This is a genomic window from Methylocaldum szegediense (assembly GCF_949769195.1).
In the GTDB taxonomy this organism is placed as follows: domain Bacteria; phylum Pseudomonadota; class Gammaproteobacteria; order Methylococcales; family Methylococcaceae; genus Methylocaldum; species Methylocaldum szegediense.
In genome coordinates this window covers 1,762,722-1,777,651 of the sequence record NZ_OX458333.1, presented here as the reverse complement: position 1 = coordinate 1,777,651, position 14,930 = coordinate 1,762,722, and the positions used below count along the sequence as shown (strand labels likewise).

At 56.6% G+C, this 14,930-nt stretch carries 11 protein-coding genes; 6 read left to right on the top strand and 5 right to left on the bottom strand.

Features of this window, described 5'->3' with window-relative positions:
* Positions 1-10: 10 nt before the first annotated feature.
* On the top strand, positions 11-3,235 hold the full coding sequence (carB, locus tag QEN43_RS07555) for a carbamoyl-phosphate synthase large subunit (RefSeq protein ID WP_026608687.1): 3,225 nt from the start codon (positions 11-13) through the stop codon (positions 3,233-3,235).
* 19 nt (positions 3,236-3,254) lie between these two features.
* On the top strand, positions 3,255-3,731 hold the full coding sequence (greA, locus tag QEN43_RS07550) for a transcription elongation factor GreA (protein ID WP_026608688.1): 477 nt from the start codon (positions 3,255-3,257) through the stop codon (positions 3,729-3,731).
* A gap of 1 nt (position 3,732) precedes the next feature.
* Here greA and yhbY read toward each other — a convergent pair whose 3' ends face one another.
* Positions 3,733-4,005, bottom strand: coding sequence for a ribosome assembly RNA-binding protein YhbY (gene yhbY, locus QEN43_RS07545; protein ID WP_026608689.1), 273 nt, complete (start codon positions 4,003-4,005; stop codon positions 3,733-3,735).
* Between the two features lie 47 nt (positions 4,006-4,052).
* On the opposite strand from yhbY, the gene rlmE reads away from it, so the two are divergent.
* Positions 4,053-4,679 carry a 23S rRNA (uridine(2552)-2'-O)-methyltransferase RlmE gene (gene rlmE, locus QEN43_RS07540; RefSeq protein ID WP_026608690.1) on the top strand — a complete coding sequence of 209 codons (627 nt, stop codon included), beginning with the start codon at positions 4,053-4,055 and terminating at the stop codon, positions 4,677-4,679.
* A 58-nt stretch (positions 4,680-4,737) separates the two neighbouring features.
* On the opposite strand, the gene QEN43_RS07535 is transcribed toward rlmE, so the two are convergent.
* The gene (locus QEN43_RS07535) at positions 4,738-5,880 is read right to left on the bottom strand and encodes an AI-2E family transporter (protein ID WP_084161528.1); all 1,143 of its coding nucleotides are present in this window, start codon (positions 5,878-5,880) and stop codon (positions 4,738-4,740) included.
* A gap of 257 nt (positions 5,881-6,137) precedes the next feature.
* On the opposite strand from QEN43_RS07535, the gene QEN43_RS07530 reads away from it, so the two are divergent.
* Entirely contained in the window at positions 6,138-9,062 is a 2,925-nt protein-coding gene (locus QEN43_RS07530; RefSeq protein ID WP_026608691.1) for a ribonucleoside-diphosphate reductase subunit alpha, read from the top strand.
* A 1,119-nt stretch (positions 9,063-10,181) separates the two neighbouring features.
* Here the strand turns inward: QEN43_RS07530 and QEN43_RS07525 are convergent.
* Entirely contained in the window at positions 10,182-11,603 is a 1,422-nt protein-coding gene (locus QEN43_RS07525) for an alanine/glycine:cation symporter family protein (protein ID WP_084161531.1), read from the bottom strand.
* Positions 11,604-11,872: 269 nt separating this feature from the next.
* Between QEN43_RS07525 and QEN43_RS07520 the strand changes: the two genes are divergently transcribed.
* Positions 11,873-12,211: a hypothetical protein gene (locus tag QEN43_RS07520; protein WP_051331351.1), complete on the top strand. Its 339-nt coding sequence runs from the start codon at positions 11,873-11,875 to the stop codon at positions 12,209-12,211.
* Between the two features lie 135 nt (positions 12,212-12,346).
* Positions 12,347-13,525 carry a polysaccharide deacetylase family protein gene (locus tag QEN43_RS07515; protein WP_036267572.1) on the top strand — a complete coding sequence of 393 codons (1,179 nt, stop codon included), beginning with the start codon at positions 12,347-12,349 and terminating at the stop codon, positions 13,523-13,525.
* A gap of 92 nt (positions 13,526-13,617) precedes the next feature.
* Here the strand turns inward: QEN43_RS07515 and QEN43_RS07510 are convergent, their stop codons facing one another.
* Together QEN43_RS07510 and gmhB are read right to left on the bottom strand one after the other, a co-directional pair.
* Entirely contained in the window at positions 13,618-14,391 is a 774-nt protein-coding gene (locus QEN43_RS07510) for a lysophospholipid acyltransferase family protein (RefSeq protein WP_026608692.1), read from the bottom strand.
* The gene (gene gmhB / locus QEN43_RS07505; RefSeq protein WP_026608693.1) at positions 14,378-14,920 is read right to left on the bottom strand and encodes a D-glycero-beta-D-manno-heptose 1,7-bisphosphate 7-phosphatase; all 543 of its coding nucleotides are present in this window, start codon (positions 14,918-14,920) and stop codon (positions 14,378-14,380) included. Before gmhB ends, QEN43_RS07510 begins: the two co-directional genes overlap by 14 nt.
* Positions 14,921-14,930 lie beyond the last annotated feature (10 nt).

Sequence of the window (14,930 nt, the reverse complement as noted above, 5' to 3'; positions counted from 1 at the left end):
ACAACGCTTCATGCCTAAGAGAACCGACATTCAGTCCATCCTGTTGCTCGGTGCCGGCCCTATCGTCATCGGGCAGGCCTGCGAGTTCGATTACTCCGGCGCACAGGCGTGCAAAGCATTAAAGGAAGAAGGCTACCGGGTGATCCTGGTCAATTCCAACCCCGCCACCATCATGACCGATCCGGAGATGGCCGATGCGACCTACATCGAGCCTATTGACTGGCAGACCGTTGCCAAGATCATCGAGAAGGAACGTCCGGATGCACTGTTGCCTACCATGGGCGGACAGACCGCGCTGAACTGCGCACTCGACCTGGACCGTAACGGGATCTTGGAAAAATTCGGCGTGCAGATGATCGGTGCCTCCAAGGAGGCAATCGACAAAGCTGAGGACCGGGAAAAGTTCAAAGAGGCGATGACCAGAATCGGTCTTAGCTCGGCCCGTTCCGGCGTCGCGCATAGTCTGGAAGAAGCCTTGGCGTGTCTCGACGAGATCGGCTTTCCCGCCATCATCCGTCCTTCGTTCACGCTGGGCGGGTCGGGCGGAGGCATCGCCTACAACCGACAGGAATTCGTCGAGATTTGCGAACGGGGTTTGGAACTTTCGCCCACTCACGAGCTTCTCATCGAAGAATCGGTGCTGGGCTGGAAAGAGTTCGAGATGGAAGTGGTGCGCGATCGCAAGGACAACTGCATCATCATCTGCTCCATCGAGAATCTGGACCCCATGGGGGTACATACCGGCGACTCCATCACCGTCGCCCCGGCGCAGACACTGACGGACAAGGAATACCAGATCATGCGCGACGCCGCCATCGCGGTGTTGCGCGAGATCGGAGTCGACACCGGCGGGTCCAATGTACAGTTCGCGATTAACCCCAAGGACGGGCGCATGATCGTCATCGAGATGAATCCCCGCGTGAGCCGCTCGTCGGCCCTGGCATCCAAGGCGACCGGATTTCCGATTGCCAAGGTCGCCGCCAAGCTGGCCGTCGGCTACACGCTGGACGAACTCAAGAACGAGATCACTGGAGGCGCGACGCCGGCGTCTTTCGAACCGACGATCGACTACGTCGTCACCAAGGTGCCCCGGTTTGCGTTCGAAAAGTTTCCGCAGGCTGACGATCGCCTGACGACTCAAATGAAATCGGTCGGCGAGGCCATGGCTATAGGCCGCACTTTCCAGGAATCCCTGCAAAAAGCCCTGCGCAGCCTGGAAACCGGTGTGGACGGTCTGGTCGAAAAGCTCGACGTTTCCGCCGAAGAAGCCGGCAATGTTTTGCTTCGGGAGCTCCGTCATCCGGGGCCCGAGCGTATTTTCTACATCGCCGACGCTTTCCGGGCAGGCTGGACGTTAGACGAGGTACACACTCATAGCCGGGTCGATCCGTGGTTCCTGGCGCAGATCGAGGATCTGGTGCGCGAGGAGATGGGGCTCGCAAAGCGTACCCTCGCCACGCTGTCTCCGGAAGAACTGTTTGCCTTGAAGCGCAAAGGATTTTCCGACTCGCGTCTCGCGACGCTGTTGGGCAGCGCCGAGTCGGAAGTACGAGCGGTCCGTCACAAGCATGGCATCCGTCCGGTTTATAAGCGCATCGATTCCTGTGCGGCGGAGTTTGCCACGGCAACGGCCTACCTTTATTCCACTTATGAGGAAGAATGCGAGGCGAATCCGACCGAGCGGAAGAAAATCATTGTTTTGGGCGGCGGACCCAATCGCATCGGCCAAGGTATCGAGTTCGACTATTGCTGCGTGCACGCCGCGATGGCGCTGCGGGAAGATGGTTATGAGACCATCATGATCAACTGCAACCCCGAAACGGTGTCCACCGATTTCGACACGTCCGACCGGCTCTATTTCGAACCGCTCACACTGGAGGACGTGCTGGAGATCATTCATCTGGAAAAACCCTATGGCGTGATCGTGCAGTACGGCGGGCAGACGCCGCTGAAGCTTGCGAGGGCGCTGGAAGCGGCGGACGCGCCCATTATCGGCACCTCGCCCGATTCCATCGACCTGGCGGAAGACCGCGAGCGTTTTCAGAAGCTTATCGAGCGCTTGAATCTCAAACAGCCGCCCAACCGAACCGCCCGCTCGCTGGATGAAGCCATGCGCTGCGCGAACGAAATCGGCTATCCACTAGTCGTTCGGCCGTCTTATGTATTGGGCGGAAGGGCCATGGAAATCGTGTTCAACGACGAGGAGCTCGCTCGCTACATGCGCGAGGCAGTGAGCGTTTCCAACGAATCGCCGGTGCTGTTGGACCGGTTTTTGGACGACGCCATCGAGATGGATGTCGACGCCATCTGCGACGGCAAGCGCGTCCTGATCGGCGGGCTGATGCAACACATCGAGCAGGCAGGCGTGCACTCCGGCGACTCGGCGTGCTCGATTCCGCCCTATGAGTTGAGTGCCGAGCTTCAAGAGCGGGTGCGGCAACAGGTCCGCCAGCTTGCTGAGGCGCTCGGCGTGGTAGGGCTCATGAATACCCAATTTGCCATCAAGGGAGAAGAGATTTTTATTCTGGAAGTCAATCCCCGCGCCTCGCGCACCGTTCCGTTCGTGTCCAAGGCGACCGGATATCCGTTGGCCAAGATCGCGGCGCGTTGCATGGTAGGGAAAAGTCTGGACGAACAGGGTATCTTCGAGGAACGCGTTCCGAAATATTACTCGGTCAAAGAGGCGGTGTTCCCGTTCATAAAGTTCCCCGGAGTCGATCCGTTACTCGGTCCGGAGATGAAGTCAACGGGCGAAGTGATGGGAGTGGGGGCCACGTTCGGCGAAGCATACGCCAAAGCCCAGCGTGCCGCCAGCGTCAAGCTGGCGCGTTCCGGCAATGTGCTGATCAGCGTCCGTGAGAGCGATAAACCGAAGGTCATTCCGATAGCTCGAGATCTTTTGGCCAAAGGCTTCCGATTGGTGGCTACGCGCGGATCGGCAAGGGTGCTTGAAGAAGCCGGCATACCCTGTGTTACTGTAAATAAGGTATATGAAGGCAGACCGCATATCGTGGACATGATCAAGAATGACGAACTGCAGTTCATCATCAACACAACCGAAGGTAAGAAAGCCATTGCCGATTCGTTCACCATTCGGCGCCAGGCACTGCAACAGCAGGTTACCTACACGACCACCATTTCCGGTGCCCGCGCAACCTGTGCTGCCCTGAACGAACTGGATGCAGGCGACGTCAATCGTTTACAGGACTTACACCGGGAACTCAGCAAAGTCTGACTTGTGAGGAAACACGAGTATGAACAAGGTACCTCTTACCGCCCGTGGAGCAGCAAAGCTGCGCGAAGAACTCAATCACCTGAAAACGGTTGTACGCCCGAAGATCATCGCGGCCATTGCCGAGGCGCGGGCACACGGTGATTTGAAAGAAAACGCCGAATATCATGCGGCACGCGAGCAACAGGGCTTTACCGAAGGCCGGATCAAAGAACTGGAAGCGAAGCTGGCGCGCGCAGAGATCATCGATGTGACGACCCTCAATCCGGGGGGTAAGGTCGTTTTCGGCGCCACGGTGGAGCTCGAGGATATTGAGAGCGGCGAGTCGGTGACTTATCAAATCGTCGGCGAGGATGAGGCCAATATTAAGGAAGGACTGATTTCCATCACTTCGCCCATCGCGAGGGCACTCATCGGCAAGCGAGAAGGCGACGTCGCGACGGTGCAGGCGCCGGGTGGCGTTAAAGAGTTCGAAGTTTGCTCGGTTAAATATATTTAACCTATTTCTTTTCCGGATTTTTCCGATAAAGCGTGATGATATGGCCGATCGACTGAATCAGTTCGGCGCCCAGTTCTGCACAGATCTGGGCAGTCATCTCGCGCCTTTCTTCGCGGTCGGGGGCGTTTACACGCACTTTGATCAATTCATGATGGTCCAAGGCTAGACTGATCTCGTTCAAGACGGCGGGCGTGATTCCTGCTTGACCGGTAATGACCACGGGTTTCAGGGAGTGCGCTTTGGCGCGCAAAAATTTCTTGAGATCAGATTTCAATTTGAGTTTCCTCGAGAACGGGGTTCAATTTAACCGCACATTACAAGATGCCACGCAGTCGAAGCAGCCGCCGGTGGCTGGCCGAACACTTTTCCGACGAGTATGTGAAACAAGCTCAAGCACTTGGCTACCGCTCGCGGGCGGTATTCAAGCTGAAAGAATTGGACGAGCGGGAGCGCTTGTTCAAGCCTGGCATGGTCGTGTTGGACCTGGGAGCCGCGCCGGGCGGTTGGTCTCAGTACGCAGCGGAACGGGTCGGTAAAAGTGGCAAAATTATAGCGCTCGATGTACTGTCGATGGAAGCGATTCCGGGCGTTACCGTCATTCAGGGCGATTTCCGGGAAGAATCCGTTTTGGAGCAGCTGAAGATTGCGCTGGAGGGTAGGCCGGTCGATCTGATTCTGTCCGATATGGCGCCCAACATGAGCGGTACGCGCGTCGTGGATCAGGCGCGGGCGATGTATCTCGCCGAACTTGCGTTGGATACCGCCGAACAACTCCTGAAGCCCGGCGGGAGCTTCGTCGCCAAGCTCTTTCAAGGCCCGGATTTTGACGATTTTGTGCGGAAAGCTCGCCAAATGTTCGCCAAGGTTTCGGTGCGGAAACCCAAAGCGTCGCGTGATCGAAGCCCCGAGGTCTATCTGGTCGGCAGATCGAGAAAGGCCGTAGATTAAGGAGTCTATCCCGGTAAGCCGCGAAGGCTCGGCGCGAACGGCCCGGCCGAGCCGGCCTCTAAACTTGCTCGCGACTCAAAGGTATGGGTTTGGAGGTTTCCACCAACTCAGCTGGAACCGCCTCCTTCAGCGGAACCTCTTGTTCTCCCAATCGCGGCCAGGCCGCCAACACCGCCTTGACCAGCGTCGCCAGCGGGATCGCGAAAAATACGCCCCAGAATCCCCAAAAACCGCCGAAGAACAGAATGGCGACGATAATGGCGATCGGGTGCAGGTTGACCACTTCGGAGAATAAGAGCGGCACGAGCACGACGCCATCGAGGGTTTGAATGATGCCGTAAGCCAGCAGTAGATACCAAAAATCGTCGGTGAGTCCCCATTGGAAAAAAGCCACAATCATCACCGGAAACGTAACCAGGGTTGCGCCGACATAAGGAATGATCACCGAAAGTCCAATCAGAACCGAGAGCAGCAAGGCATAATTGAGCCCCATAAAGGAGAACGTCGCGTAACTCGCGGCGAGTAGCACGGTAACCTCGAAAAATTTTCCTCGCACATAATTCCCGATCTGTACGTCCACCTCGCGCCAGACACGCGTCCAAAGATAGCGGTCGCGGGGCATGTACTGGCCGAACCAAGCGAGGATGTTGTCCTTGTCTTTAAGGAAGAAAAACACCAGCAACGGAACCAGGATCAGATAGACGATAAGAGTGATCACGCTGACCAACGATGCATAGGAATACGTCAGCATGGCCTGGCCCCAGGCGAGAAGTTCCCGCCGTACAGTGGCGGTCAACTCGTAGATCTGTTCTTCGGTAATGAAGTTTGGATATTGCTCCGGCAGCTGCATGACCAGCATCTGTACGCGGTTGATCCAAGCCGGCAACTGTTCGATCAGTTGCACGGTTTGCTGATACAAGAGCGGCAGGAGTGCAACGAACAGAAACAGCAGAAAGGCCAGAAAAAGCACATAGACGATGATGACGGCTGCCAGACGGGGCAATTTGTGCCGTACGCCGACATCGACAATGCCTTCCAATAGATAAGCAATGATGCCCGCCGCGAACACCGGCATGAGCATATGTCCCAAGCTGACCACCAGCACGGAGCCGACAATCAACAAAATTGCGAAAGACACCGCCTGCGAGTTGGGCAGCACCCGCTTGACCCAGTCGCTCAACCATTCGCGCACGCTTTGCATGGTGAGAAGTCGCCCCTTTTTGAATTGTTTTAATTGTTATGGTGCATAACCGCACAAATAGTACAACAAACCCGCTGAACGAATAATGGACACTCGCCAAGTACCTTGATTCGAATGGAATTTCGAGCCTTTCTTGCACAACTTATCCACAGGTCCTCAACAGAGTAAACCACAGTATATTGTGCTTGACGGTCTCTCTAACCACATTCTATAGTGTTATTGTTAATTAAATCACTCATCCTTGAGGACACGCATCTATGGAAACCGAATCCGCTGTTTCTACCAGCCGACCTACCGTAATCCCTTCAGATTTGTCGATTGTTGCGGCCGATTTGCGCGTGACCGCTCCCGGTGAGATGCGCGTCATCCGGCGCAACGGCAAAGTGACCGGTTTCGACGCCGGTAAGATCAGTGTCGCCATCACCAAGGCATTCTTGGCTGTCGAAGGTAATACGGCCGCCGCTAGCCGGCGTATTCACGAGACTGTCGAGGAACTGACTCGCCAAGTCACCAGTGCCTTATTCCGGCGCAATCCTTCCGGCGGAACGATCCATATTGAAGACATCCAGGACCAGGTCGAATTGGCCTTGATGCGTGGCGGGCATCACAAGGTCGCCCGTGCTTATGTGCTGTATCGCGAGGAGAGGGCGCGGGCTCGTGCTGCCCAGAAAGCCGCCGAGCTGCAGGAAGAACGGGCGCAGGTCATTCATGTGACCCTGCCTGACGGCAGCCAAAGACCGCTGGACATGGCGCGCTTGCAAAAGATCGTCGAGGAAGCCTGCCGTGGCCTCGCCGACGTGGACGGCGGCTGGATTCTCGAAGAGACCCAGCGCAACCTGTTCGACGGCGTGCCCGAGAAGGATGTGGCTCCGGCGCTGATGATGGCGGCCCGAGCTCGGATCGAACAGGAACCGAATTACTCTTACGTGGCCGCGCGGTTGCTATTGGACAGCCTGCGCAGCGAAGCGCTGAGTTTTCTCGGCCACGGCTTTCTCGAAGCCACTCAGGACGAAATGGCGGAACGCTACGCGGAATATTTCGTGGACTATGTGAAGCGCGGCGCCGAACTTGAACTCCTGTCGCCCGAGTTGACCCGATTCGATCTGCAGCGCCTCGGGGCAGCGCTCAAACCCGAACGCGACCTCCAGTTCACGTATCTGGGCCTGCAAACCTTGTACGATCGCTATTTCATTCACTGCAAAGGTATCCGCTTCGAGCTACCGCAGGCGTTTTTTATGCGTGTCGCGATGGGGCTCGCCATCAACGAGATCGATCGCGAAGCGAAAGCCATCGAGTTCTACGACCTGCTTTCCAGCTTCGATTTCATGAGTTCGACGCCTACCTTGTTCAACTCCGGCACGCTGCGCCCGCAGCTCTCCTCGTGCTATCTCACGACTGTGCCCGACGATTTGGACGGCATTTTCAGTGCCATCAAGGACGACGCCCTTTTATCGAAGTATGCCGGTGGTCTGGGGAACGACTGGACCCGGGTTCGCGCCATGGGCTCCCATATCAAAGGCACCAACGGCAAATCGCAGGGCGTCGTTCCTTTCCTCAAGGTCGCCAACGACACGGCCGTCGCCGTCAATCAGGGCGGTAAGCGCAAGGGCGCTATGTGCGCTTATTTGGAAACCTGGCACCTCGATATCGAAGAGTTCCTGGAACTCCGCAAGAACACCGGTGATGATCGCCGCCGTACTCACGATATGAACACCGCCAACTGGGTGCCGGACCTGTTCATGAAACGGGTGGCAGAAGAGGGCGAGTGGACTCTGTTCACGCCTAGCGATGTGCCGGATTTGCACGACCTCACCGGCGAAGCCTTTGAAAAGCGTTATCTGGAATATGAAGCCAAGGTGGATCGCGGCGAAATCACGCTGTACAAGCGCGTTCCGGCGGTGCAGCTCTGGCGCAAGATGCTGTCCATGCTGTTCGAGACCGGCCACCCCTGGATCACCTTCAAGGATCCGTGCAATCTGCGCTATACCAATCAGCACGTGGGCGTGGTCCACAGCTCCAATCTCTGCACCGAGATCACCCTGCACACCAACGACAACGAAATCGCCGTGTGCAATCTGGGCAGTGTGAACCTGTCGAATCACATTACCGAGGACGGCACTCTCGATACGCGCAAGCTGGAGAGGACCATTTCCACCGCTATGCGCATGCTGGACAACGTCATCGATATCAACTACTACAGCGTGCCCCAGGCGCGCCGCTCGAATCTGCGCCACCGCCCGGTCGGACTCGGCATCATGGGCTTTCAGGACGCGCTGTACAAGCTGCGTATTCCCTATGCCTCGGACGAAGCGGTCAATTTCGCCGATAAAAGCATGGAATTGGTGAGCTACTACGCCATCAAGGCGTCCACCGATCTCGCTGAAGAACGCGGCCGCTATTCCACCTTCGAAGGATCATTGTGGAGCAGGGGTATCCTACCTTACGATTCCATGGCGCTGCTCGAGCAGGGCAGAGGTGGTTATTTACAGCAAGACCGCAGCTTCACCCTGGACTGGGACGCGCTCCGCGAACGGGTGAAAACCGTCGGCATGCGCAACAGCAACACCATGGCGATTGCACCGACCGCGACCATCTCCAATATCTGCGGCGTGTCGCAGTCGATCGAGCCGACCTACCAGAACCTGTTCGTCAAATCCAATCTCTCCGGCGAGTTCACCGTGGTCAATCCGTATCTGGTTAAGGACCTCAAGAAGCTCGACCTGTGGGACCCGGTCATGATCAACGACCTCAAGTACTACGACGGCAGCGTCCAAAAGATCGAGCGCGTACCGGACGATCTCAAGCAGCTCTACGCTACCGCTTTCGAAATCGATCCACGCTGGTTGGTGGAAGCTGCCTCGCGTCGGCAGAAATGGATCGACCAGGCGCAATCCCTCAACCTGTACATGTCCGAGCCCTCCGGCAAAAAGCTCGACAACCTCTACAAGCTGGCCTGGATCCGCGGACTCAAGACCACCTACTACCTCCGCACCTTGGGCGCCACACACGTGGAGAAAAGCACCGCGTTCGACGGCAAACTCAACGCCGTGAAGGCCGGTCCGATCGACGACGCGATTCCCGGAATGAAGAACCATCAGGCGGCTACCGCCTATACCGAAGCGGCAGCTTCGGGAGTGAAGATGTGTTCGATCGATGATCCGGAATGTGAGGCGTGTCAGTAGTTTATTCCCGCCTCTCTGAGTAATGACCGTCAGTTCCCTAACCCTCTCTGTGAGAGAGGGTTAGGGTGAGGGAAAATCAAAAAAGTTTCGTTTCGCGAGGCTTCAAGTTGTTGTGAGTTTTTCGACCCATAGCCAATCTACTGCAGCAAGTTCGGCAAATAATCACACGCGATATAACGCCCCTGGATTCTCAAGCACAATAAGCTAGTCTTCTTTCATGGCGTGTTCACTCCTCTTGTAGGAATGGATGATCTCGAAGATCGTCCAGAATACGCAGCTTACTTTATTCCTCATCCACGACTTTCGAGCATAACTCGCGAGGATGGTCATGAAACCTAAGCGGATGGTTAGATTGAACGAGAATCATGTCAGGAATCGTGAAAAAGGAGGCGTTAACTCATCCCATGCCGAAAATGTAGGGTCCCATGGATTAAAACAAAAAAAAAGCGAAAAATTTAAAGCTTCCGTCTGGGGTGTGGTGCACTAGATGTTTATCGAATCTGCTTCCAGTTAAAGAGGTAATTTTGTCACACTTTCTTAGAAGTCATAATCATTATCCAACTAATAAAGAACTCGAAAAGGTACTTGCGAACACATCTCGAAAAAAGTTCAAGCAGCCAAAATCTCTCGAGTCAGCACTTGCGAATATATCCCGTAATAAATGGAAAAAATTGAAGCCGTTCGGTAAGGATCCTCAGGTGAAAAAGGGTAGTCCGGTAGTCTCCGGAGGACTACCGTCACTTGGTAAACGCAGGTAATACCGAGCGGCAATTTACGGTAGATTTACCGTAACAGTCATAGGGCGGGTTAGCAGAGCGTAACCCGCCTTCCGCGGTGTACCCGTCACTCCACATCCCACGCTCGAATATCCAACGGAGGCGACCATTACGTACCGTTCGGTAGTCTGGAATGCTAACGGTCAGACCCAAGCGATCGAGCGAAACCCGAATGTCGAAAGTCGAAGCTTCCACGGCATGTTCTCACCAATGCTGTCTATATGGCGCAGGGTGCGCGCACCGCTCGACGTTTCGCGGTATGCGGCGGGTTACGGCCTTGCGGCCTAACCCGCCCTACTCACTTTCCTTTTTTCGGTCGCCTTTTACTAAAGGTGAAAACGCTTTAAGAGTGGGAGTCTCCCGATGTCACCCGAGCAGACCGTCGTACCTTTGAAGACGTCCTGACAGCTGGCTCAGTCTCTGGACCGCGAATCCGGCGTCTTTCGTTTTTGAAATACTGGTCTGTTTCCGCCTTGATAACTTTCGACAGCACCAAGAGGCCGATGAGGTTGGGAATGGCCATCATGCCGTTCATGAGGTCGGAGAAGTTCCAGACGAATTCCAGGCTGGTGGTGGCGCCTACGATGACGGCGGCGACGAAGAAGACGCGATAGATGCGTATGGAGCGTGGACCGAAGAGGTATTCCACGGCCTTTTCGCCGTAGTAATTCCAGCCGATCAGGGTGGAGTAGGCGAACAGGGCGGTCGCGAGCGCGACGATGATGGTCCCGGTACCGCCCAACGTCTCCGCCATGCTGGCGGCGGTCAGCTCTCCGGGGGCTACGGCCTGCGTCCATGGGGTTGCGGTGAGAATGACCAGGGCGGTCATGGTGCAGACCACCAGAGTGTCAATGAATGTTTGCGTCATGCTGACCAGCGCCTGCCTGACCGGTCCATCGGTGCGCGCGGCCGCCGCTGCGATGGGCGCGGAACCGAGTCCGGATTCGTTGGAGAATACGCCGCGTGCGACACCATAGCGCATGGCCGCGGCGATGGTGGCGCCGGCGAAGCCGCCCGTTGCGGCGATCGGATTGAAGGCATGGTAGACAATCAGGTACAGCGCGTGTGGAATTTCGGCGGCATTGAGGAACAACACCACCAACGCGGCGGCAAAGTAGCCGACGATCATGAATGGCACCAGCAGCGAGGTGAACCGGCCGATGGAGCGCACGCCGCCCAGGATCACCAGCGCCGTCAGAACCATCAGGACCAGTCCGGTGGTGAGTGGGGCGATGTGAAAGGTGCCTTCGAGGATTTTGGCGGTGGAATTGGCCTGCGTCATGTTGCCGATTCCGAAAGTCGCGAGCGCGGTAAAGACGGCGAACAGCTTTCCCAGCCAGGGCAAGCCGGCGCCCTTGGCTAGATAGTACATCGGCCCCCCGCGCATACCGTACTCTCCTTTTTCGCGGTACTTGACCGCCAGGACTGCCTCCGAGTACTTGGTGGCCATACCGACCAAGCCCGTCATCCACATCCAGAACACCGCCCCGGGGCCGCCCAGGCTAATAGCCGTCGCCACGCCGACGATATTGCCTATGCCGACGGTCGCGGCCAGCGCCGTCATCAATGCGGCGAAATGGCTGATGTCGCCATCGTGGCCGTGATCCTTTTGAAAGATGATGCGCAAGGCTCGAGGCAGCGCACGGAACTGCAGGCCGCGCAGGAGTATGGTTAGGTACAGCCCGGTTCCGACCAGCAGGATGAGCATGGGCGGCCCCCATACCCAGCCGGATAATGTGGCAATCAGTGTCTCGATGTCGCGCATGGCATTTCCTTGAGAATTTCGGCCATTATACGGGCGGGCGCCGTTCAACGGCTTAACAAAATCAACGCCGGTCGCGGTGTCCCGAACGCTATCCGCGCGAAGTGCCGCATTTTGCCGTTTTGCACCTAGACCTATGAGCCCGTTAGATAAAAGGCATTGTCTTACGGGACGGCTAAATCAGTACGGCCACTTCTCCAAAGTCAATGGATTCCCGAGATCGGCAGCGGTAGCATGATGACGACCGTGAAGTCCGACAGGGAGGATGCGTCATGAACAGGGAACAGTTTTTGATTTTCGTTGCGGTGTTTGCGCTTATGTGCTCGACGAAACAGAGCGGATCGGCTCATGCAGCCACAGTCTCGAGTTCGACCGTCATCCAATCGGTATCGTCCGTTTCGGTTGGCGGTTCACATGCGGAGGCTGTGATCAGCGGACCGCACGGGACGATCTCGCTCAACGGTGATCGCGTGGAAGTCAGAGACGGCAAGCTGACGGTGAACGGTGTGTCCTATGGCACGGTAGGGAAAAATTCGGTCGTGAAATATACCGTTCACGGTTCCGTCAAGAAGCTTTTCGTGGACGGGGTGGAGAGACGACCTGATCCCTGACAGCGGAACGTTGATTCCCGTTTGGGTTCGTTCGGGCAAAAATCTCCTTTGCTCACGAATCCCAATCGCATTTCCCGGAAGGCATAATAAGCGTCACAAGTTCGTCGTGACTGCGTTGAACACCGTTGAGGGATTATGTCTGCCATTCATCACGCCCTGGTATTGAACCTGCACCAGCCGTCCGGGAATCTCGAGCATCTGCTGTCAGAGCAGCCGTGGGAAGCGCACGAGATTCTTTATGCTTACGATCGTATTCCGCGGTTTCTTTGGGGGTACGAGGATATCGCGCGGGTCCACGTCTCGTTTTCCGGCACGCTTCTCGAGACCTTGTCAAATCCGGAGTTCCAAAGCCGCGTCTATGGGATCGTCGATTGCGGGTCGATGCTTTGGCACTACCAGAACGAAAGGATCATCGATATTCTCGGCACAGGCTATTACCACCCGGTTTTGCCTCTGATCCCCGAGTCCGATCGCGGCGAGCATCTGGCACGGTGGCAGGGCATTGCGAGGCACCTGTTTTGGCGGAATACGTTCCAAGGCTTTTGGCCCCCGGAGATGGGGTTTTCCATGGAACTGATTCCGCTGCTCAAGCAATTCGGTTACCGCTATGTGATCGTCGACAGCGAACACGTGGAACCGGTGACGCCCATGCGATGGCACGAACTGCGCTATCGTCCCCACATCGCTCGCCACAACGGCGAAGAAATCATCGTTGTCGTCCGCGATCGGGAGCTTTCGGATGCCCAGGAATCGGGCATGGACTACGTGTGGTTTACGAAAGAACTTGTTCAGCGTACCCAGTGGTGCGATTTCGAGCCTCTGGTTACGACCTGCACCGACGGTGAAAACGGCGGCTGGTTCCGGAATACGACCAATGAGGTGAATTTCTGGGGCGCGTTCTACCGTGAACTACTGGGCGAAGCGCGCAAGAAAGGTCTGATCCAACCGATTTTCATCAAGGATTATCTGGATCGGTTCGGTGTGTACGGTGAGGTCACGGTTAAAACCGGAGCCTGGAATACGGGTTGGCATCACGGGCGGGATTTCACGCAATGGACCGGTTCGCAGGCACAGAAGGACGCCTTGGCTCGAGTGCGAGCGGTGAGCGAGGCGGTGCATCGAGCCTGGAATGCCGCCAGGGCGAATGGACTTAGCGAAGCGGACACAAGCGATCTGAACGAAGCGTTCTGGCGATTGCTGCGAGGGGAAACGAGCTGCAATTTTTATTGGGGCGAAGATTGGGTACACCGCTGCCACGCGGATCTCGACGGGGCCGAGGCTTGTCTTTGGCGCTACGAAACCGGTGGTTCTTAGGGATTCACAGACCCCAGGTACGCTCAGCTTGGACTTCGATTTCCGACGGTGCCATCGAGCCATCCGGCCGATCGGCGAAGGATGGCCGGCGATTATTGCGATATCGTGGACACGTCACGCTCCGGAAGATTCCCCGCGTACGGGCCAAAGCCGCTGATTTTGGCCATTTGGCTTTCGATCCATTGTTCCGCTTGATGAGTAATTTCGGCGGCGCTCAGCGTGGCCGGTTCGATGGGCGGGCCGATACGCACCTGGATGATGCCCGGAAATTTGAGAAAGGCCCGCCGAGCCCAGTATTCGCCGGCATTATGCGCGACCGGCACTACCGGGCAGCCGACGCGCTGGGCGAGCAGTCCGCCGCTAGGTCCGTAACGTCCTTTCTGTCCGGGCGCAACTCGAGTTCCTTCCGGGAAAATAACCACCCAGAGGCCGTTTTTCAGCCGTTCTTCGCCATCCCTCAGAATTTGTTTCAAAGCAGCAGTTTTCGCCTGCCGGTTAATCGCGATCGGTTGCAAGGTCGCCATTGCCCAGCCCCATACCGGGATGCGCAGCAATTCGCGCTTCAGGATGAACACCAAAGGCGGGAACATGGCTTGTAAGGCTAAGGTTTCCCAGGCCGACTGATGTTTGCAGAGAATGATCCCGTTTCGTTCGGGAATGTTTTCGAGTCCTTGTACCTCGTACTTCAAGCCGCAGACGGTTTCCAGCATCCACAGGTTGAATCGCACCCACAAGCCGGCGATGGCATAGCGGGTTTCGAACCCTAGCGGATAGGCCGCCAACAACACCGGCCCTAGCACCAGGGTCGACAAGACTTGACCGGCAAAATAGACGGTCGAACGCAGGAAGACGCTAACGAGCTTCAAAAAGGATGTATTGGACCGCTGCATAAAGAGTCGGAAAGATGGGAATGTCGAGGTTGGGGTAGCGGGCCAGGGTCCGCGCACCCTTACCGGTTTCGACCAGGATGGGTTGTGCCCCGGCCGCTTGTGCGGCCTGGATGTCCCTGAAGGAATCGCCGATGGCCGGAACGGTTTTCAAATCGACCTTGTATTTCTCGGCAAAGGCATGGAACAGACCCGGCTTGGGCTTTCGGCAAGCACAGCCGTCTTCGGGGCCATGCGGACAGACGAACACGTCGTCGATTCGCCCGCCCGTCGCTTCCACGGCAGCGCGCATCTTGTCGTGGATTCGATCCAGCGTGCTCAAATCGAACAAGCCTCGGGCGATACCCGATTGATTTGTCAGCACGACGGTGCGGTAGCCCTGCTGGGTCAGGAGGGCTATCGCTTCCAGGCTACCGGGGATGGGCAGCCATTCGTCCGGCGACTTAATATAGGCGTCGGAGTCCTCGTTGATGACGCCGTCACGATCGAGTATGACGAACTTCGACATGGTAACGGAC